This window comes from Burkholderia sp. BCC0322 (assembly GCF_902833045.1).
Lineage (GTDB): Bacteria > Pseudomonadota > Gammaproteobacteria > Burkholderiales > Burkholderiaceae > Burkholderia.
The window spans coordinates 396,350-418,422 of sequence record NZ_CADFDU010000004.1 but is presented as its reverse complement, the minus strand read 5'-3'; the positions used below and the strand labels follow the sequence as shown (position 1 = coordinate 418,422).

Genomic DNA, 22,073 nt, shown 5'->3' with positions numbered 1-22,073 from the left:
GACAAACGATGACGACGATCGATTCGACGCCGCGCGCGCATGCGTGGCGCAGCCGGGCGGCGCGCGCGCTGCTCGCGGGGCTGCTCGTGCTGCTGGCCGGGTGCCAGAAGGAGCTGTACTCGGGCCTGTCGGAGCGCGATGCGAACCAGATGGTCGCGGTGCTCGGCGACGCGGGCATCAGCGCGTCGAAGGACAACGACGCGCGCGACACGTCGGACCGCAACGCGTGGCTCGTCAGCGTCGCGGACGGCGACATGCAGTCGGCGCTCACGGTGCTGCAGGCGAACGGGTTGCCGAAGCCGAGCTACGCGAGCCTCGGCGAGCTGTTCCAGAAGCAGGGCCTCGTGTCGACCCCGGCCGAGGAACGCGTGCGCTACCTGTACGGCGTGTCGCAGGACCTGTCGCGCACGCTGCAGGACATCGAGGGCGTGGTCGTCGCGCGCGTGCAGGTCGTGATTCCGGAGAACGATCCGCTCGCGGACAAGATCAAGCCGTCGTCGGCGGCCGTGTATATCCGCTACCGGCCCGGCGTCGACCTGCGCGCGATGGCGCCGATGGTCAAGGATCTCGTCGCGCACAGCATCGAAGGGCTGCAGTACGACAACGTGTCGCTGTTCCTGCAGCCGGCCGCCGCGCGCGCGACGCGCGTGGACGGGATCGGCAGCGCGGTGACCGACATCGTGCGGCTGCGCTCGCCGCTCGGCTGGCTCGTGTTCGCGCTGATCCTGCTGACCTGCGCGGTGATCGCGCTGTCGGCGGCGCGGCGCGGGATGTTCGGCGCACGGCTCGCGGGCCTGCTCGGCGCGTCGCGCGCGGTGCACGGAACGGCCGGTTCCGGCGGCCTGCGCACGCCGGACGGCGCGCGCGACGGCGCATGAGCGATCCGTACGCGCCGCCGCCGGGCGACGGGCCCGCCGCATCCGACGCGGCGCCGCTGCCGTGGCTGCAGCCGCTCGGGCCGCCGCCCGCGGCGCGGCGCGCCGCGTTTCATGCGCTCGTCTGCGACTTCAACCTGCGGCCCGACCGCTATCTGCACGTGACGCGCGTGCCGGCCGACTGGCCCGCGCGCTACCGTTCGCCGGATGCGTTCGGCGCGGCCGGCCGCAAGCTGCTGGCGCGGTACCTGCTCGACGCGCACGGCGTGGCCGGCCGGCACGACTTCGACGTCGCGAACCCGTGCGCGCGGCTCGCGCTGCTGCCGGGCGCGGCGCTCGAGCAGCTGGCCGCGTATGCGGGGCTGCTGCTGCATCGCCCGTGGCTACGCGATGCGCTGGCCGTGCGGCGGATTCGCGCCGAAGTCGCGGCGAAGCTCGGCGCGGACGCACTGGAACTCGCGCTCGAACGCGCGCCGGAATTCGGTGCGCTCACCGACACGCTCGAGCCGTGGCGTGCCGATCCCGCTGCGTTGCCTGCGGTGATTCGCGCGCGCGGCGGCCGGCTGCTGGCGGATTTCATCGGCGCGGCGGGCGACGCGGTCGCGCGGCGCACACGCCTGAAGTTCCACCGCGCGATCGACGACGAAGCGCCGTACTGGCTGAACCGCGCGCAGCGCGACCAGTTCGGCGAACTGATGTTCCTGTTTCTGATTCCCGAGAGGCTCGCGTCATGGGACTGGCTTTTCTGATCACGAGCGACAACCTGCAACTCCTGTCGGAGCGCAAGGTGCTCAAGGAGCGCGAATACGCGGCGCTGCTCGACGCGTCCGCGGTGATCGCCACCGCGCGCGACGAGGCCGCGCGCATCGTCGCCGACGCGCAGCGCGAATTCGACAGGCGCCAGGCGGCCGGCTACGACGAAGGGATGCGCCGCGCGCAGCGCGAGCAGGCCGCGCAGGCCTATACGCAGGCGCTCGCCGCCGCGCGCACGATGGAGACGATGAAGGATGCGATGGCCGACATCGTCGTGAAGGCCGTGCGCGCGATCGTCGGCGAGATGAGCACGAAGACGCTGTACGAGGCCGCGCTCGCGCGGATCGCGCCGCTCGTGCGCGACGAGGCGTTCCTGATCGTGCGGGTCGCGCCCGGCCGCCAGGACGAAATGCGCGACGCGCTCGACGGCGCATTCGCCGGGCAGTCGAACCGGCCGAAGATCCGCATCGTCGAGGACGCGCAGCTCGAACGCCATGCGTGCACGGTCGAGACGCCGTCCGGGCGCATCGACGCGAGCCTCGACCTGCAGATCGACGCGCTGCGCCAGGCGATCCGCCGCGATGCGCTGAAGGGCGCCGCGCGATGAACGCACCGCTCGACGATACGCTGCCGGCGGGCGACGACGACGGCGCGCCGTTCGATCGCGGCCGCCTCGTCGGCGAACTCGACGCGGGGCTCGCGTTCTTCTCGCCGGTGTCGGTGCAGGGCCGCGTCAATCACGCGGTCGGGCAGATCCTGAATGCGACGGGCATCCGTGCGCGGCTCGGGGAAATCTGCGAGCTGCGCACGCCGAACCAGCCGACGCTGCTCGCCGAAGTGGTCGGCTTCTCGCGGCAGACGACGCTGCTCACGCCGCTCGGCGACGTGGCGGGGCTGTCGCCCGAGACGACCGTCGTGCCGTCCGGGCGCGAGCATGTGTTTCCGGTCGGAGAAGGGCTGTTCGGCCGCGTGCTCGACGGGCTCGGCCGGCCGCTCGACGATCGCGGGCCGGTGACCGGCGCCGCGTGGGTGTCGACGCAGCAGGACCCGCCGAATCCGCTCGCGCGCAAGCTGATCGACACGCCGTTTCCGACCGGCGTGCGCGTGATCGACGGCTTGATGACGCTCGGCATCGGGCAGCGCGTCGGCATCTTCGCGCCGTCCGGCGTCGGCAAGAGCACGCTGCTCGGCATGATCGCGCGCGGCGCGCAGGCCGACGTGAACGTGATCGCGCTCGTTGGCGAACGCGGCCGCGAGGTGCGCGAATTCATCGAGCACAGCCTGTCGCCCGAGGTGCGCGCGCGGTCGATCGTCGTCGTGTCGACGTCCGATCGCCCGGCGATGGAGCGCGTGAAATCCGCGCTGGTCGCCACCGCGATCGCCGAACATTTCCGCGATGCGGGCAAGCGCGTGCTGCTGCTGGTCGATTCGCTCACGCGCTTCGCGCGCGCGCAGCGCGAGGTCGGCCTCGCGAGCGGCGAGCCGCCGACCCGGCGCAGCTTCCCACCGTCGACGTTCGCGGTGCTGCCGCGCCTGCTCGAGCGCGCGGGGCAGGGCTCGCGCGGCTCGATCACCGCGCTCTATACGGTGCTCGTCGAAGGCGACGAGGAATCGGACCCGATCGCCGAGGAAGTGCGCTCGATCCTCGACGGCCATATCGTGCTGTCGCGCAAGATCGCGCTCGCGAACCGCTATCCGGCGATCGACGTGCTCGCGAGCCTGTCGCGCGTGATGCCGCTCGTCGCGAGCCGCGCGCACCAGCATGCGGCCGCGCGCGTGCGCGAGCTGATCGCGAAGTACCAGGAAATCGAGCTGCTCGTGCAGATCGGCGAATATCGCGAAGGCAGCGACCGGCTCGGCGATCTCGCGCTGCGCGCGCGCGACGCGATCGGTGCGTTCTGCGCGCAGGCGTCGGACGAGGACGTGCGCTTCGACACGCTGCTCGCGAAGCTGACGAAGCTGGCGAACGATCATGTCTGAAGCCGACGACCGCCTCGTGCTCGCGACGCTCGCGCGCCTGAAGCGCGTGCGCGCGATGCGCAGCCAGATCGCACGCGTCGCGGCCGCGCGCCAGCAGGGCATCGCCGCGCAGAGCCGCCGCGCGCTCGCGGCCGCGCACGCGCAGCTGGCGCAGCAGGTCGCCGCGAAGGCCGCGATCCAGACGCGGCTCGCCGACGACGTGCGCGAGGCGCGCGCGCTGCAGGATGCGGCGGCCGACACGCGCACGTTCGACCGGCAGATCGGCACCGCGAACGCGTCGGTGAACGAGGCCGCGCACGTGCATCGCGGCCACGAGGCGACGCTTGCCGACCTGCAGCGCGCCGCGCGCAAGGCGCAGGCAGCCGAGGACAAGCTCGGGAAAGCCGGCGAGAAGGCGCTGCACGCGCGCGCCGCGCGGGTCGAGCGCGATGCCGACGAAGTCGCGGACGGTCATGCGGTGCGACGTTTCGCGACGGCTGGCGCATGGGCGGCCGTGGGCGCCGACGCGTCGGGCCACGGGGCGGCCGCGTCCGGCGCAGCGCAGGCATTCGATGCGGAGATGACCGCACCGCGGGCCGATACGCGAGCCGACCGGGACGACACGGACGACCCGAGCGACCCGAACGACCCGGCCGCTTCCGCCGCCGATGGCGCTGGCGATGATCCCCCCGACATCGCCACGCCGGCCACGCTGGAGCGCCGATGTTAGACCCGGCCTCGGGCTTCAACGACGTCGCGGGCACGCTGCGGCCGCTGCTCTATGTGATGCCGCGCCTGTTGCCGATCATGTTCGTCGTGCCGGTATTCAACGAGCAGATCGTCACGGGCCTCGTGCGCAACGGAATCGCGGTCGTGATCGCCGCGTTCGTCGCGCCGGCGATCGACGCCGCGCAGGTGGCCGCGCTGCCGTTCCTGATGTGGTGCCTGCTCGTCGCGAAGGAGGCGATGGTCGGCATGTTGCTCGCGGGCGCGTTCAGCGCGGTGCTGTTCGCGATCCAGGGCGTCGGCTACCTGATCGACTTCCAGACCGGCAGCGGCAGCGCCGCGTTCTTCGATCCGATGGGCGGACACGAAGGCGGCCCGACGTCGGGATTCCTCAATTTCGTCGCGATCGCGCTGTTCGTCACCGCGGGCGGGCTGCAGGTGCTCGTGCAGCTGTTCGCGCAGTCGTATGCGTGGTGGCCGATCGGCTCGCTCGGCCCCGATTTCTCGTCGATGCTGCAGACCTTCGTCGTGCGCCAGACCGACACGATCTTCGAATGGATGGTGAAGCTCGCCGCGCCGGTGACGATCGTGCTGGTGCTCGTCGAGCTCGGCGTCGGGCTGGTCGGGCGCGCGGTGCCGCAACTCAACGTGTTCGTGTTTTCGCAGCCGCTGAAGAGCGCGCTCGCGCTGCTGATGATGGTGCTGTTCCTGCCGGTGGTGTACGCGTCGCTGCATGCACTGCTGAGCCCCGACAGCGGGTTGATGGCGTTGCTGCGCGCCCTGTTCGCCGCGCACGGCGGCGCGTGAGCGCGACGGAGCCGCGATGGCCGAAAAGGACCAGAAGCCGACCGCGAAACGCCTGCGCGAAGCGCGCGAGAAAGGCGATGTGCCGAAGAGCGCGGAAACGATCTCGTCGGCGTTCTTCGTCGGCGTGTGCGTCGCGCTCGCGGTGGGTATCGGCGCGCTGTTCGCGCGGCTGCAGGCGCTGTTCCGGCTCGTGTTCGACGCGGTCGGCGCGGCCGACCCGTCCGCGCGGATCGCGGTGCTGATCGACGGCGCCGCCCGCGACTGGGCGACGCTGTCCGCGCAGATCGTCGCGGCCGGGCTGCTGGCGGGCCTGCTCGCGGGCTTCGTGCAGGTCGGCGGCGTGATGGCGTGGAGCCGCCTCGTGCCGCAGCTGTCGCGGCTCAATCCGGCCGAGGGGATGAAGAACCTGTGGTCGCTGCGCAACCTCGTCAATCTCGCGAAGATGCTGCTGAAAACGGCGCTGCTCGCCGCGACGCTCGGCTGGCTGATCGTCGAGTCGCTCGACCCGGCCGTGCAGTCGGGCTTCACGCGGCCGCTCTCGATCCTCGCGCTGATCGTGAAGCTGCTGATGCTGCTGTTCGGCTGGGCCGCGCTGATCTACATCGTGATGGCATTGATCGACATCGTGCACCAGCGGCACGAATTCAACCAGAAGATGAAAATGTCGATCGACGAAGTGCGGCGCGAGCACAAGGAAGACGAAGGCGATCCGCACGTCGAGGCGAAGCGCCGCCAGCTCGCGCGCGAAGTGCAGTTCGCGTCGCTGTCCGACCGGATCGGCTATGCATCGGTGGTCGTCCATTCGCCGCGCGTCGCGGTCGCGCTGTATTACGGCGGGATCGGCACGCTGCCGTGGGTGCTCGCGCGCGGCGAGGGCGACGCGGCCGAGCGGATCGTGCGTGCCGCGCGCGATGCGCTGCGCCCGACGCTCGCGAACGTCGGGCTCGCGCAGGCGCTGTACGAGACGACGCCCGAGAACGGCACGATCCAGCCGCAGCATTTCCGCGAAGTCGCGCAGCTGCTGAAATGGGCGACCGGCGCGGGCTGATGCGTGCGACGGCAGCCGCTTCGGCATTCAGCCCTTTTTTCGTTCCGCGCGCGTGCTTGCGTGGCCATGCGTTCCGATCCGATATGGCCCCTTGGGGCGGTCATGCGTGTGCGGCGCTTGACGATATTTTTTTCTTGTTTGCGCGCAAGTTCACCTGTGAATTATTGCTGATTTATTTCTTCGTAAGATGGCTCGACCGTCACGCCGGACGGCGGGCCGCGAGCTTGCGCCACGCGTGACGGAAATGGTCAACAGGGGCGGACAAATCAAATGTGCGGAATCGACGGCTTTCTGAATAGCGTCGCCTTCGATGAGGAGACAGCGCGCGGCACGCTCGCGCGGATGACGGCAAGCCTCGCGCATCGCGGGCCGGATGGGCAGGGGATCTGGGTCGATCCGGAAGCCGGCGTCGCGCTCGGCCACCGGCGGCTCGCGATCGTCGACCTGTCGGTACACGGCCGACAGCCGATGGCATCCGCGTGCGGCCGCTACGTCTTGGTCTTCAACGGCGAAATCTACAACCATCGCGAACTGCGCGCGGAACTCGAGCGTGCCGGGTGCGCACCGGCGTGGCGCGGCCACTCCGACAGCGAGGTGCTGGTCGCGGCGATCGTCGCGTGGGGCGTCGAAGCGACGCTGCGGCGCGCGACCGGCATGTTCTCGATCGCGCTGTGGAATCGCGAATCGCGGGTGCTGACGCTCGCACGCGACCGGATCGGCGAGAAGCCGCTCTATTACGGCCGGATCGGCGACGCGCTCGTATTCGCGTCCGAGTTGAAGGCGCTGCGCGGCTATCCGGGCTTCGACGGCGCGATCGATCGCGATGCGCTGTGCCTGTACCTGCGCCAGTCGAGCGTGCCCGCGCCTCACACGATCTATCGCGGCATCCACAAGCTGCCGCCGGGCACCTTCATCCAGTTCGAGCATGCGCGCGACACGCCGCGCATCCGCGCGTACTGGACGCTCGAGCAGGCCATCGAGGATGGCCGCGCGCAGCCGTTCGAGGGCAGCGCCGACGAAGCCGTCGGCCAGCTCGACACGATCCTGCGCCAGGCGGTGGCGCGGCAGATGGAAGCGGACGTGCCGCTCGGCGCGTTCCTGTCGGGCGGCATCGATTCCTCGACGATCGTCGCGCTGATGCAGGCGCAATCGGCGACGCCGGTCGACACGTTTACGATCGGCTTCCATGAAGCCGGGTACGACGAAGCCGGATACGCGAAGGCAGTCGCGCGTCATCTCGGCACGCGCCATACCGAACTCTACGTGACGGCCGACCATGCGCTCGGCGTCGTGCCGAAGCTGCCGTCGATCTACGACGAGCCGTTCTCCGATGCGTCGCAGATTCCGACCTTCCTCGTGTCGGAGCTGACGCGCCGGCACGTGAAGGTGAGCCTGTCCGGCGACGGCGGCGACGAGCTGTTCGGCGGCTATACGCGCTACTTCCTGACGCCGCGCCTGTGGCGCAAGCTGCATCGCGTGCCGGCGGCGGTGCGCGCGCGGATCGCCGCCGCGCTGCATGCGTTGCGGCCCGATCACGCGGACCAGCTCGCGGCCGTCGCGCAAGGTGCGTGGGGCGGCGTGGAGGCACGCGATACGGCGACGCGCATCGGCGACCGCCTGCACAAGCTCGGCCACGTGATGACGGCCGAGAGCCGCATCGGGCTGTACCGGCTGCTGATGTCGGCGGTACATCATCCGGAACGTCTCGCGCTGTCGGGGCACGAGCCGCCGACGCCGCTCGACACGGTGTCCGCGTGGCCCGAGCATCTGAGCTTCGCCGAGCAGGCGATGGCGATCGATACGCTCACCTACCTGCCGACCGACATTCTCGCGAAGGTCGATCGCGCGGCGATGGCCGTCAGCCTCGAAACGCGCATGCCGTTCCTCGATCATCACGTGGTCGAATTCGCGTGGCGGGTGCCCGCGGCGGTGCGCTTGCCGGAAGGGCAGTCGAAGGCGCTGCTGCGCCGCCTGCTCGACCGCTACGTGCCGTCCGCGCTGATCGACCGGCCGAAGCAGGGCTTCTGCGCGCCCGTCGACCATTGGCTGCGCGGCGCGCTGCGCGGCTGGGCCGAGACGCTGCTGCGGCCGTCGCGGCTGCGCGAGGAGGGCTTCTTCGACGCGGCCGCCGTCGAGCGCCTGTGGCGGCAGCACCAGACCGGCCGGATGAACTGGCAACATCAGCTGTGGACGGTGCTGATGTTCCAGGCGTGGCTCGAACATCAGCGCGCGGGGTGACGCGGCGCGGCGGGCGCGATCGACGCGCACCGCCGCATCCGGGCGCGCGCCGCCATCAGCCCACGATCAGCGGCGCGCCGACCGGCAGGCGATTCGGATCGTTCGCGACCGACGGATTGAGCTGCAGGATTTCTTTCAGCGCGCGCGCGTCCTGCTGGTCGCGCGTCATTCCCTGTTGATCGGCGGGCGATACGTGCGCGGCGTCGAGCAGCGACTGGCGATGCCGGTCGGCGATGACCCACAGCGAATCGCCGGCGACGACGATGTAGGGCTGCGCGGCGGCGCCTCCGGGCGCCTGCGGTGTCGTCGTCGGGGGCGCCGCGGGCGCGACGTGCGCGTGCGTGCCTGACGGCGGTGCCGGCGGCGCGGAAGGCACGGACGGCGCGCTGCCGTGGTTCGTCGCGCCGCTCGACGGCGGCGTGTTGCCGTTGCCGCTATTGCTGCTGCTACTGCCGCTGCCGCTGAACGCCGTATAGATCCAGTTGCCGACGTAGATCCCGATCGGTGCGAGCAGCAGTATCGTCGGCATCTTGCCGGTGACGCGCTTGGTCAGGTTCGGGAAATGCGTGTCGGCACGAGCGAGCGCGAGCAGCGTTGCCGAACCGAGCGACGAGATCGCCATCGGCACGTTCGTGTGGATGGTCGCCGCCGCGCCGACGAACGGCGCGATATAGCCGCCTGCGATGCTCGCGAGGTCGGACGCGGTATCGATGAAGCGCACGACGCGGCTGCGCCGTTCGATGCTCAGGTGGGTGAACGCGCTGGCCTGCACGAGCCCGGTGTAGGTGAGGCCCAGCACCGCACCGGTGGTGCCGAGGAACGGCACCAGCGACGGATCCTGCAGCAGCGTATGCAGCGACAATTCGCCGAGGCTCGCATAGCCGGCGATCGCGGCCGTGCGGCCCACCTTGCCGAGGAAGCGGCGCGGATTGCCGTGATGCAGCTGCTGGATCGACGTGCCGGCCAGCACGCCCTGCATCTGCTGGATCATGTCGGTCGCGAGCAGCTTCGTATACTCGACCGTCTTGTCGGCGGACAGCACCTTGCGGCCGTGCAGTTCGAGCTGCAGGTTGATCTTCGCGCGGCCTTCGGCCGCCAGCCGCACCAGCGACTCGCGACGTTGCGCCTCGTCCATCCGGTGTGCCGACAACTGGTTGTTGAGCCCGTTGATGAAGCGATCGATCACGTGGTTGAAGAGCCGTGGATCGCCGCTTTGCAGCGCGCGCAGCGTGTCCTGGTGCAGTGCCTGGACGAGGCGGCCCGTTCGCACGCCGACGAACGTCGCGTTGGCCGCCTGCTTGTAGTGGGCGGGCGTCAGGCCGATATGGTGGACGGCGACGCCGGCGCCGATCCCGACCAGTCCCGACAGCACGTTCTTCCAGTTGAGCACCGACCACGAGCGTTCCATCTGCTGCAGGCGCAGCGCATTGAGTTCTGCGAATGCGGCGAGCGGATCGTCCGGCTTCACGTAGTCGGCAGCCTGCGCGCTGATCAGACGGTTGTCGCTGACCGGCAGCGACGCGTCGACCATCAGCGCCGGCCGCCGGACCACTTCGCGCCACGGTTGGAGCCCGGCCGCGACGTCCCGGCCGTCGATCAGCGTCGTGTCCTGCTCCGGCGCGTCCAGCAGCGCGCCGACGTCCTTCAGCCATGCGTCGTTGAACGCGCGCTCGCGGGACTTCTCGGACGGCGCGTGCTTCGGGTCGGCGTGCCACGCGTCGGTGGCGAACTTCGCCGTCGCATAGCGCGCGCGATTCAGCAGCCGCGTCGTATTGCCTTCATACAATCGCTGGCGCAATTCGGCGATCCGGGCGGGCGTGAGCCCCTTTTCGCGGCCGATCCGCTCGATTTCGGCCAGCAGCATCTGGTGCTGGTCCGCCAGCGTGTCGCGATCGACGCGCTCGAACACGCGCGTCAGCGCGTCCGTGCCGTGCAGCCGTGCGAGCTTGCTGTGTCGCGGGTTCAAGCCGCCCGGCTGCGCGTATTCCTCCACGGCCCGCTCGACGAGCAGCCTGGCCAGCGCGGTCGTCAGCTCCTGGTTCGCGATGAAGTCGGCGCCGTGCGTCGCGTACGACAGGCCGACATGCACCCATTGGAGCGTGGGCCGGTCGAGCAGCGAATTGAGCAGCTCCAGGTGTCCGGCGCCCGGCACCGGCTCCGGCACCGCGTCCCAGCCGTGGAAGGTCACCATCACGTGCGGAGCCGGTTGGCCCTCGTGCTCGGCGGCCCATGATTCGAGCAGGGTGCCGAGGCGTGCGTGATGGTGGTAGCCGTCGTTGGTGCCCGCGAGGTGGCGATAGTCGGCGGACGACACGAGCGCGCGCGCGGGCGCCATCTCGAGGCGCAGCAGGAAGCCGGCCTGCGAGGCCGCGTCGAGCCAGCGATGCAGGTTCTCGCGAGTCAGGTCGTCGAGGTGCATGACCTTGCCGTTCTCGCCCGTGACGGTACCTTCCCAGTAGTCGATCTTCGCCTTCTTCTGGTCGCCGATCGATTTCACGTCGCTGACGAATTCCGCGTCGTGCTTCGCGCCGCGCGTCGCGTTCAGCGTGTGCGGATCGATCGGGATCGTCACGACCGGCATGACGCCGCCGTTGCGACGGATTTGCGCGACGAACGCGGCCGGATCGTCGGACAGCCGATACGCGCGGCTCATCGGCACGATGCGGTTGCGCAACGCGTTGCCGGCGCCGAGCACGGCACGCCGCAGCGCGCGGTCGGTGGCGGCGGCCGTGCTGAGGACGCGCTGCGCCCGCTTCGAAAACGGCACCGGCGCGTAGCGCGCGCCGCCGCCCGACCAGTCGCGGGCCACGTACAACGGCATGCCGGTGTCGCGCCATGCGGCGGCATCGGCCATGATCGCGGGCGGCGGCGTCGTGTCGGTTGCGTCGGTCAGTTCGAGCGGCGGCAGCCGCGAATCGCGCGCGTACTTCGCGAGCGCGTCGATCCGCTCGAGGTGCGCGAACAGGTCGGGCACGTTGCCGTCGCCATACAGGCGCTTCCATTCGACCAGCGTCGTGCTGACGAGCGACGGCTGGTACGGGCGAATCTTGAGCTCCGGGTATGCGGGCGCGGTCAGGCCCTGGCGCTTCGCAGCCTTGGTCGCGGCCTTGATTTCCTTCTTCAGCGTGTTGCGTGCGCGGCGCGTTTCGCGTGCCTCGTCGCTCGCCCATCTGCGCAGCGACGCAAAGGTGCTCGGCGACGGATCTTGCTCGATCCCTTCCAGATACTCGACGCGCCGGTTCAACGCGGCAAGGCGCGTGCCGCGCGCGTGATCCGCCAGTTCGTTCGGCGTGAGCTCGGTGAGCAGCAGATGGGTGTCGGCGCCGTAGGGCCCGGCGCCGATCGGCGAGGACTCGAGCGGCACACCCGGCGCGCCCGGATTCTGCCCGTCGTGCCAGGTCAGCTTGCCCTTCGCGTCCGGCACCAGCACGCCCCGCGGTGTGTCGAGCTGGTACGTGAGCGCGTCGCTCGTGTCGTACACGTAGATGCGATGCTTGCCCGCATCGAGTGCGCCGAACTCGGCCGCACTCAGCAGATGCACGGCATTGTGGCCGCTGAAATCGAGCGCCGCATGCTTGCCCGCCGGCAGCACGTTCTGGTCGAACAGCGGCACGGTCGCGGCCGCGGCGGCGGGCAGCGCGGCGCCGACGCGTGCGCGCCCGAGCAGCGCCGCGGTGCGGTTGCGCGTCAACAGCGCGACGCGGCGCGGCGCGTTCAGCGTCCTGGTGAGACCGAGATGGCCGAGATAGCGCAGCCCCGGCCGCGGCAGCTTGTCCGGCTTGTCGGCTTTCGGCGGCTTCGGCGGATCGAAGCGATTGCCGACCTGCTCGAGCATGGCCGGATCGACGCTGCTGACCACGAACGACACGCCGTGCCGGCGCGCGCGCGTGAGCGGCACGCCGTGCGGTTTGCCGTGCGGCCGCACGCGCATCTGCGCGCGCCGCGGATACGCGTCGCGCAGCGGACGGTTCTCGATGCGGGTCTTCGCAAGCGGCGCATTCTCGCGATACTTCCACGACCCCGTCGCGGCATCGTACGTCGCATGGCCGCGAATCTCGCCGCTCGTGCGATCGATCGCGTAGAGCGTATCCGACGGGCCGGCCGCGCCAATGGCCTTGTGCGCGCTGCGGTAGTGCTTCGAATCCGCGAGCGCGCCGATCGCATCGACGTACCGGCTGCTCACGCGGCCGCGTCGCGTGAATTCGACGACGTTGCCGTCGCTCGCGTGCTCGATCTTCGACACCCCGCCGAGCGCCTGCAGCTGCGTGAGCGGCACCGGCGACGCATGGAACGCGAAGCCCGCGCGTGCCGCCGCGGCCTGCGCGGGTTGCGCCGCATCATGCGCGGCATCGAGCGCGGCGGCGAGCGATTGCTGCTCGTCGGGCGTCAGCTTCCGGCCGATGAACCTCGGCGCCGTGATCGCGCCGTTCGCATCGATCCGTGCGGTCGCGACGAAATCGGGCGCCGTCGCCGGCGTGAGCTTGCCGGCGCGCGTGATCAGCAGCGCGGTATCGACGCCGGCCTGCCGCACGAGCGTGCGCAGCGACGACGCATCCGCGCCGTCGATGCGCTTGAGCGTGCGCATCCCGCGCGCGTCGAGCCACGCGCGCGCGCGCGTAATCTCCGCGCTGTCGAGCGCATGGCGGCCGCGCCGGGCGCCGCCGGCCCGCGCGCCGCCACGCGCCGGCGCCGCGAGCGTGAGCGGCGCCGGCGCACCGGCGAGATCGGCCCGCGCCTGCTCGCCGTACAGCGCGCGATAGGTCGGCCGGCCCGGCAGCGACGTGCGCATCTCGCCGAACGCGTCGGCGAGTGCGTCGAGCGCGGCCGGATCGCCGCTTGCAAACGCGTGTTCCGCCGCGCGCGCGAGCGCCGGCGGCAGCTGCACGTGCATGGCGATGTCGGGGCCGCCCGCAGCGAGGATTTCGGCGCGCACGCGATACGCGTTGAGTTGCGCACGGGCTTCGGCCAGCAGCAGGCTCTTTACATACGCGCCGTGGCTGCTGCGGTCGAGGCCGAGCGTGTCCGTCGCGAGGTCGACGCTGTGCTGCGCTTCGTGCGCGAGCGCGAACACGAGCGTGCCGGCGCGGCGCGTGTTGCCGTCGAGGACGATCCTGCGCCGCGCCGCATCGACGTACTGACCGCCGTCGGGCGCACCGAGCTTCACCTTCCAGCCGTCGGCGCGCGCGAGCCGCATCTGGGCACGCAGCGTCGGCGAACGGCGCGCCAGCGCATGCGCCTGCATCGTCAGCACGATGCCGCGGAAGGTCATGACGACGCGCGCGATCGCGCCGCGCCGCGGTGCGTACGCGCCGGCCTCGTCGAACGCGGGATGCGCGAGCTTGATGCGGCCGTGCGCGATCCCGGAATGGATTTTCGCGGCGACTTCGTCGATTCGCCCGAGTACGCTGCCGTCCGGGTCGGCGCCCGGCATCACTTCGCCGGGATCGTGCAGCATCACGTCGCCGTTGCGGCCGAACAGGACCTGGAAGTCGTACAGCAGGTGGTGGGCCTGCGTGACGCGGCGAATGCGCGCGAGATCCGCCAGACCGCGGCTCGACACCACGGCCGGCAGGCCGATGTCGAACTCCACGTCGACGCTGCTGAGTTGCGCGGACGGCTTCAGCACGACGCCGACGCGGTTGGCGACCGAGAACGGCCCGTCGGTGGTGCTGGTCGGCAGCTCGTACGCCTCCTTCAGCATCCTGAGCCCGTCCTGCTCGAGCTCGACGGCTTCGTACGCGTCGGCGAGGCCCTCGATCGAGCCGTCGCGATATACGCCGATCGCCTGGCCGGCGCCGCCGTCGAACACCGTCTTGTACGCGCCCGAGCCGAGCACCGGCCCGAGGAAATCCGCAGGGTCGGCAGGCCGCGCGGGATCGCCGTCGCGGTAGAGCGTGCGGTGCACGCTGTCGACCGACAGCTCGCCGAGCGACGGCTGCCGATAGCTGGCCGGGCGGTAGCGGTTCAGCCCGGACAGGTCGTCCGGCAGGCCGCCCGCGCCGATTGCGTCCGGATGGACGGTGTAGATCGCGCGCTGCCACAGGTTCGCGAGCTGCGCGGCCGCCCCTTCGTTCGCATGCCGCGCCGACAGGATCGTCGTGTAGCCAGGGTCGGACGGCGGCGCGTTGAGCAGCGTGAATTCGTGCGGATCGACCGGCTGCCCGTCGGGCCCGAGCAGCGTGCCGTCGCGCAACGTGTCGGCCGGCACGATCGCGATGCGCTGGCCGACGTCGAGCAGCACGCGGCCGTCGCGCAGCAGCGCCAGCGTGTCGACCGCCGGCGGGCCGCCTGCGCCGAACGGCGACGCGTCGTGTTCCGCGTGGGCCTGCGACCATGCCGCGCGCTGCGCCTGAATCTCGCGCATCGATGGCGGTGCGTCGCCGCCGTCGCGCGCGGCGCGCGTCTCCGGTGCCGGCATCGCGCGCGTGCGCCGGCCGGGGCCGCGCTCATACGCGTTACCGTAAAACTCGGCGTAGGTCTTGCCGCGGCCGCCCGACACCGGCGCATCGGCGAACGCGTCGACGAGCCGTGCGAGCGCGCCGTCATTGCCGCGCGCCGTCTGCCATGCGTCCGCTTCCGCCTGCAGCGCGTCCGGCAGCCGCACCTTCGCGGCGATGTCGACGCCGCTCGCCATCCGGATCTCGTAGCGTGCCTCGAACGCGCTGAGCTGCGCGCGCGCTTCGGCTTCGAGCGCCGTGCGCACGAAGCGCCCGCGGCCGCTGTAGTCGAGGCCGAGCGTCCCCTCGATCGCGTCCACCGCATGTTTCGCTTCATGCGCGAGCACGTACGTCATCCATCCGGGGCCGGCCGCCGCGCCGTCGATCGTCACGCGCTTGCGCTTCGTGTCGATCCGGCTGCCGCCGCCGCGCTTGCCGACCTTCACGCGCCAGCCGTTCGCGTCGAGCATGCGCAGTTGCGTCGCGAGCGTGCCGGAGCGCTGCGCGAGCGCGCTGACCTCGACCGGCAGCGGCGCGCCGCCGACCCGCATCCGCACGCGCGTGATCACCGACGGCTTCTGCACGAACGCGTCGTCGGCAACCGGTGTCGTGTCGCGTTGCGAATCGAGCGCGTCTTCGCCGTGCAACTCGATCCAGCGCATCATGCCTTTTTCGATCTCGAACAGACGCGATTGCGACAGCGCGTGCGCCGCGTAGGTGTGCAGGATCGGGCCCGGATCGCAGACGAGGAAGTCGCCCGTGCGCGTGAAGATGCCCTGCAGGTCGAAACCGATCTCGTGCTGCGTGAGCAGCTCGCGCAGCTTCACCACGTTCCGGATGCCCGCGCGCGACAGCGCGGGCGGCAGGCGGCCGGTCGCGAACTCGTCGCTGTGGAACACGCCGAGCGGGCGGGACAGCGCGGAGACGCGCTCGCCGAGCGCGCGAAACGGCCCGTCCAGCCGAACGGTGCGGATGCCCCACTGTTCCAGCTGCGCGAGCGCCCGTTGCTCGTCGATCACGAGCTGCTCGTTGGCCGCGCGCTGCGCTTCGGGCGTCAACGGTTCCTGCGGCGCGCCGGGCGGCTGCGGACTGCGGTCGACGGTGGCGAGCGCGGCGTCGTCGCCGAGCGCGAACGCGGTCTTGCGCGCGCCTGCGCCCAGCAGTTCGCCGACGTTGCCGTCGATGTCGATCCGGGTGGCCGGATCGCCGTCGAGATGAACGCCGTCGGCGTCGGCCGCGAGTTCGCCGAGGGCGTGCGGTGCGGCAGGGGCCGGGTCGAAGCGGCGGAACACGCGCGCGTCGTGCACCGTCGCATCGGCGCCGGCCGCATGCTCGGGCGGCGCGTAGACGGCGCGCCGCCACACGTTCGAGAGCCGCGCGGCCGCTTCGTAGCCGCCGTGCCCGGCTGACAGCACGATCGCATCCGCCTGCTTGACCGTATGCCACGGCGCCATCGCGATCGCGTATTCGTGCGCGCCGACCGGCTGGCCGTCGACGAGCAGCGTGCCGTCCGGCAGCGTGTCCGCGTGCAGCATCAGCACGTTGCCGTCCGCAAGCGTCGACAGGTGTCCGTCGCGGCGCGCCTGCAACGTGGCGGCATCGGGCGCCGGGCCGTCGCCGAACGGCGACGCGAACACCGCATGCGCGTAGCTCCACGCGGTGCGCTCGTCGAGGTGCTGCCGCCCGGCCGGCGCGGTGCCGTCCCGGCCGTCGCCGGCGTGCATCCGCGGCGCGGGCATCCGGTGCGGGATGCCGCCCCGGCGTTGCTGGCGCGACCACACGTCGTCGTAGAACTCGCGGTAGGTCTGCTCGTCGCGGCCGGAGACCGGCGCATCGGCGACGTTGTCGGCGAGTCGCGCGACCGTACCCGTGTAATCGCTCGTCGGGCCGTGCCAGTCCACGCCTTCGCGCGCGATCGCGTCGGGCAGATGCGCGTGTTCGGCGATGTCGACGCCGGTCGACAGCGCGATCTCGTAGCGTGCCTCGAACGCGTTGATCTGGGCGCGCGCCTGCGCTTCGAGCGCCTTGCGCGTAAAGCGGCCGCGGCTGCCGTAGTCGAGGTTCAGCACGCCGGCCATCGCTTCGACCGCCTGGCGCGCCTCGCTCGCGAGCGTGTACGTGATGCTGCCGGGGTCCTGGAGCGCGCCGTCGATCGTCATCACGCGCTTGCGCGAATCGATGTGGCTGCCGCCGCCGCGCTTGCCGACCTTCACGCGCCAGCCGGCCTCGCTCAGCATGCGCAACTGCGTGACGAGCGTCGCCGACTGCGCCGCGAGTGCCCGCGCGGCCTCCGGCACCGGCGCGCCGCCGAAGCGCATCTGCATCCGCGTGAACCAGCCCGACCCGGACGCGGCCGCGTCGGGCGGCGCGGCTTCGGTCGTCTCCGGATGCGCGGCCACGAGATCGGCATCGTAGGCGCCGGCGACCTCGTGGTCCGACACCGGGCGCGGGTGGGCGCCGTCCGCGCGGGATCGCGCCGGCGCGCTCTCGTCGTGCGCCGGCGCGCGCTCGGGCGCGGCGGCGCGTTCGGGCCTGACCAGCACCAGGACCCGGTTCGGCGGGCTGAAGCGGCCGTCGAGTGCCTTCATCGGCTGCGGCGTCGCGGCGGGGTGCGGCATCGCGGGCGCGTTCGGTCCGCGCTTGCCGGCGAGCACGATTACCGGCCCGTCGTTCGCGTCGCGCGCCGGCGCGGCGTGCGACGCCTGTTCGGCGGCGTCGCCGCCGGCCGGGCCGCCTGCGACCGCGACGCCGTCCGGTGCCGGATCGAAGCGCAGCATGCGCGCGTCGGTGCGCAGCTGACCGTCGGCGCCGAATGCGTCGGGCGTCGCCGCGTAGACCGGCTTCTGCCAGCGGTTCGCGAGTTCGGGCGCGAGTTGCGCGTCACGCTCGCCCGCGACGACGACGATCGGTTCGTCGAGGTTCTGCGCGCGCGCGGCGGCGGGCGACGCCGCGTGCGGCGCGTCGCCGTCGCGGACGATGTAGAGCGTGCGACCGCCGACCTCGAGCGGCTCCGCGCCTGGGCCGCGCGGCACCGAGATGCCGGCCGGATCGGCCGTGGCCGCGCGCGCGGCGGGCTCGGCGCCGGTCAGGTCGACGACCCGGATGTCGACGCGCGGGCGTGCGGCGGTGGGCGTCGCGCGCGCGAGCGCACCGGCCGGCGCGTCGGTATCCAGCGGCCGGTACCGCATCGCCTGTGCGTCGGCGCTGCGCCGGTCGAGGTTCGCGTCGGTCACGTGCTCGGCAGCGCGCTCGTCTTGCTGCGCGTCGACGCGCGCGCGTTCCTCGCTGGTGCGCCGGGTGCTGCGCGCGTCGTTCGCGGCGCTGGCCGTCTCGCCTTGCTGCGCCGCTTGCGCGAGGCTGCGCGGCGCCTGTTCGCCGCGAGCGGCGACGTACTCGTCGCGCGCCTGCTGCAGCGCACTGTCGAGCAGGTCGAGCGGCGTTCTCGCGAGAATCTTCGGCGTCGCGCTCATTCGGCCGCCGGGGCCGAACGACAGCCGTTCGCCGGTGTCGGTCACCGAGTCGACCCGCGTGCCGTTGGTCCAGTTCTTGTCGGAAGCGGAGACGACCGACAACTTGCCGTCGTCGCCGAGCACCACGGATTTGCCCGCGGGCAACGCGTTGCGCGATGCGCCGTCGAGCACGCGAATCGGCTGGTCTTCGTAGGTCAGGATCTTGTCGCCGACCCTCAGCGTGCCGTCGCGCGCGACCGTCACGCGCTCGCCGTCGAACGTTGCGCGATTGCGGCCGGCGGCGAGCGATGCGTCGTCGCCTTGATTGAGCAGTCGCCCGATCGTCCGGCCGTCCACGGTGACCGTGCGGCCGTCGGGCGTGCGCGCGGCGAACGGCCTGCCGGTGCGCTTGACGACGCTCGTGACCGCGCGCTCCTTGAGCCCGCCTGCGCCCATCAGCGCGAGATTCGTGACGCCGCCGACGAGCGCCTGGTTGCCTGCCTTGGTGTCGTGATTCCAGTAGTCGACGCCGGCCTCGACGAACGATTCGCCCGCACCGATCGCGCCCGTCGTGATCGCCGTGGCCTTCATCGCGCCCCTGAAGACCGACGCCACTTTCGGCGTGCGCGTCAGCGCCGTGACGGTGCGCGTGAACAGTTTGCTGCCGGCCAGCTTCGCGGCGCCGGCGGCGCCCATCGGCACCAGGTTGATGAAGTCCGCGCGCGCGCCCGGGTCGGTCAGCGGATTGATGCTGCGGCCGTGATCGAGGCGGGTCTTGATGTCGAGCGCCGAGCTCGTCATCGTCGCGGCGATCGACGTGTACGTCATGCCGGCGCCGACGACGTTCAGCGTCGCGCCGAGCGGCAGCCCGACGCCGGTCGCGTCGAGCACGCCGCCGATGCCTTCGAGCACCATCCCGCCGATCAGCATGCCGAGATTGACCTTGGTGCCGGTCAGCGTTTTCATCAGGCTGTCGAAGCCGCTGTCGTGGTGCGCGGCGCGTGACGTGATCTGCAGCGTGCCGTTGTCGTTGTGGCCGGTCGCGATGTCGACCGTGCCGTCCGACGACAGTTCGTTGTTGTCGATGTAATCGTTGATGTCGTTGTACGTGCTGGCGGCCTCGTCGACGAACTGGGTGCCCCCGTCCTTGTCCTTGACCTTGAACATCGCGGTCGTCTGCATGCCGGCGTCCTTCGCCGCATACACGATCGGCAGCACGTTGATCTGCGTGGCCGCGCCGCCGCCGATCTTCAGCAGCTTGTCGCGCACGCCGTCGATCGTCGACAGTTTGTCCTTGTTGGTGAAATGCGTCTGCGTGTCGGTGGCGATGGACGGGTTCGACGACGGGGCGCCGGCGACGTCCGGCTCCATGCCGAGCGCGACGCCGATCAGGTTGCGCTGCTGTGTGTCGCTCAGCTTGCCGAAGTCGATGGTCGCGCCGTTGCCGGTGCTCGCGCTCGCCGCGTCGAGCAGCGTGTTCGACAGTTCGCTGCGATGCGCCTCGTAGAAGTCGTGCTGCGCCTTCTGGTAGTCCTTGTACGCGTCCGAATCCGGCGCGGCATAGCGCAGCCGCTCGTCGAGCCCCGCATCGAACTGGTCCAGCAACACCTGCTGGTGTGCCGACTCGCTCAGCAACTGCAGCCGCTGCACGGTGTTGTCGGCGTTCTGCGCGTCCTTTTTGGCCTGATCGAGCTGGCTCTGGTTCGGGTTCGGCAGCGGCGGCGTATACGCGGGCAGGATGTCGCCGTCGGCGAGTTTCCGAATGCGCAGCGGCGCCGGATGCGCGGCCTGCCAGTCGTCGTATTGCTGCTGGATCGTCGCGAGCGTCGCGTGTTTCTGCGATTGCTGGTTGCGCGCTTCGGTGAGCGCCGCGCCGGTCGCGCGCTCGTTGACCAGATTCGACAGCCGGTTGTCGGCGGCGCGGATGGCGCCCGCGGCGACGCGCAGGCGCTTCGCATCGAGCAGCGTCGGGCCGGACGGCGTGGCCGGGTTCGCGCCCGCATTCGCCGGCGGGAACGGGAGCGGGCCGTTCAGTAGCGGCGACGTGTTCCACAACGGCTGGCTGCCGTTCGGGGCGCCTGCGGCGTTCGTCGTCGGCAGCGGCGACGAAAACAGCGGCGCCGCGCCGGGCAGCTTCGACGTGCCGTTCGCGGGCGTGCCGGTGGTGTTCCACGGCGGCGGCGCGAACAGCTGCGACGGGTTCGCCGTGCCGAACGGCGAGGTTCGCGCGGGCGGCTTGACGGTGGCCTCGATCTGCGCGGCCTGGTCGTCGTACTGCTGCGCCAGCGATGTGCCGTACGCGACGACGAACGCGTCGTGCGCGATGCTCGCCTGCTGCTTCGCGAGCTGGAGCTGCCGGTACGGGTCGCTCGGATCGTCAGAGAGGCGCGCGAGCTTGCCGTTGTAGTTCGCCTGCAACGTGTCGGCCTGCTGTTGCGCGGCCAGCATCTGCAGATAGCTGCTGCTCGTGCCTGCCGCGACCTGCGCGTGATCGAGCGCCGTCTTGTCCTTCTCGATCGCGCCGGGCACGATCACCGTCGGGCCGTCCTTGCCGTTGTCGGCATCGGACTGCTGCTGCGCCTGCGAGAGCGTCACGTTGTCGTTCGCCGCCGCAAGCGCGGCATTCGCGTAGTTCGCATCCTTGGCGGCGGCCGTGACGGCTTTTTGTGCGGCATCCGCGGAATCCGGCGGGTCGGGCATCGACACCTGCAGGTCGAACGGCTGCAACGCATCGTTGAGCCGGCCGACGCCGGCGTCGAGCGCCGCCTTGTAGTCGGGGTCGGCGAGGGTCGACTGGAACTGCGCGTACGCGAGATTCGAGTTCGCGACGTCCGCGAAATATTTCGCCGAGCCGGCCGACGCATGCGCCTGCGCGGTCTGCCAGTCGTCGTATGCGCGGATCTGCAGCGGGTTCTTGCAGTCGCTCGCCTGCGGCACCCAGTTCGGATCATCCGGATGATCGGGGAACGCCGCGAGCAGCGTCTTGAGCTGCTGGTCGGCCGCATGCTGCGCGTCGCCCGGGTCCGTCACGTTGCCGGAATCGTCGATCTTCATCCCGGCCGGCATGTCGGCGTTTGCCTGTTCGCCGTACAGGATCATGTAGCCGGCGTCGGTCGTCACGTTGAGTTCGCGCTGCGCGGTATCGGCGGCCGTGCGTGCCTTCGCATAGTCGGCCTGCGCGGTCTTGCGCTCGTCGGCTGTCGTCTCCGGGTCGCGGTTCGCCAGGTGCAGCACGTTCTGCGCGCCCTGCAGCTCCTGTGACGCGTTGTCGTACTTTGTCTGCGCGTCCTGGATCGCCTTTTGCACGGCGGTCGTCTTGTCGTTCTCCACCGTGATGTCGGGCGGTGGCGGCGTGTACTGCGCGGCCATGCTCTGGATCAACGCCGTGGCCGACTGGATTTCCGCGTTGGTCGGCTTGGACGGATCGGTCGACGGCGTCGCGGTGACCGGAATCGGCGGCGTGACGGTCGGGTTCGCGGGCCCGGCCGCGGGATCGTCCTTCTTCGGCGGCGGGGGAGGCGGCGGCGCGACGACCGGATCCAGCGTTTCCGACAGGAAGCGCTGCCAGTTGACACCCAGTCCCAATCCGTCGATCAACAGCATGCTCGTCTCCGATGAACCGCGCGATGCGCGGCACCCACGGCGCGCTGCACGCCGCGCCGCGATCGTTCGAGTGTACGGACGCGTCCGGCGGCGGGAGCGCCGCTGTTTCGTAGCGACGACGGGCGGCCGGCGAACCGGCGCCGCGCCCGCTACGAGACGGGCGCGGCGTCGTTCGGGC

9 protein-coding genes are annotated in these 22,073 nt (G+C 71.1%); 8 read left to right on the top strand and 1 reads right to left on the bottom strand.

The window, feature by feature from the left end; all coding sequences use genetic code 11:
* The first annotated feature begins 8 nt into the window (after nt 1-8).
* The 8 genes from sctJ to asnB all read left to right on the top strand — a co-directional run bounded on the left by sctJ (nt 9) and on the right by asnB (nt 8,406).
* Nucleotides 9-878, top strand: a complete 870-nt coding sequence (gene sctJ / locus HWX39_RS15100; RefSeq protein ID WP_175968822.1) for a type III secretion inner membrane ring lipoprotein SctJ — start codon at nt 9-11, stop codon at nt 876-878.
* Complete coding sequence (locus HWX39_RS15095) at nt 875-1,624, top strand: SctK family type III secretion system sorting platform protein (protein ID WP_175968821.1); 750 nt, start codon at nt 875-877, stop codon at nt 1,622-1,624. The genes sctJ and HWX39_RS15095 overlap by 4 nt, the downstream gene beginning before the upstream one ends.
* A complete protein-coding gene (gene sctL, locus HWX39_RS15090) occupies nt 1,606-2,235 on the top strand; it encodes a type III secretion system stator protein SctL (protein WP_175968820.1) in 630 nt (209 codons plus the stop codon). Before HWX39_RS15095 ends, sctL begins: the two co-directional genes overlap by 19 nt.
* Nucleotides 2,232-3,608, top strand: a complete 1,377-nt coding sequence (sctN, locus tag HWX39_RS15085) for a type III secretion system ATPase SctN (RefSeq protein WP_069260407.1) — start codon at nt 2,232-2,234, stop codon at nt 3,606-3,608. Before sctL ends, sctN begins: the two co-directional genes overlap by 4 nt.
* Nucleotides 3,601-4,317 carry a hypothetical protein gene (locus HWX39_RS15080; protein ID WP_175968819.1) on the top strand — a complete coding sequence of 239 codons (717 nt, stop codon included), beginning with the start codon at nt 3,601-3,603 and terminating at the stop codon, nt 4,315-4,317. Before sctN ends, HWX39_RS15080 begins: the two co-directional genes overlap by 8 nt.
* Complete coding sequence (gene sctT / locus HWX39_RS15075; RefSeq protein WP_069260405.1) at nt 4,311-5,120, top strand: type III secretion system export apparatus subunit SctT; 810 nt, start codon at nt 4,311-4,313, stop codon at nt 5,118-5,120. The genes HWX39_RS15080 and sctT overlap by 7 nt, the downstream gene beginning before the upstream one ends.
* A gap of 16 nt (nt 5,121-5,136) precedes the next feature.
* The gene (locus tag HWX39_RS15070) at nt 5,137-6,168 is read left to right on the top strand and encodes an EscU/YscU/HrcU family type III secretion system export apparatus switch protein (RefSeq protein WP_069260404.1); all 1,032 of its coding nucleotides are present in this window, start codon (nt 5,137-5,139) and stop codon (nt 6,166-6,168) included.
* Nucleotides 6,169-6,438: 270 nt separating this feature from the next.
* Nucleotides 6,439-8,406 (top strand): asparagine synthase (glutamine-hydrolyzing), encoded by a 1,968-nt coding sequence (gene asnB / locus HWX39_RS15065; RefSeq protein ID WP_175968818.1) that lies wholly within the window; start codon nt 6,439-6,441, stop codon nt 8,404-8,406.
* Nucleotides 8,407-8,461: 55 nt separating this feature from the next.
* Here the strand turns inward: asnB and HWX39_RS15060 are convergent, their stop codons facing one another.
* The gene (locus tag HWX39_RS15060) at nt 8,462-21,895 is read right to left on the bottom strand and encodes an LWXIA domain-containing protein (RefSeq protein ID WP_175968817.1); all 13,434 of its coding nucleotides are present in this window, start codon (nt 21,893-21,895) and stop codon (nt 8,462-8,464) included.
* Nucleotides 21,896-22,073: the final 178 nt, after the last annotated feature.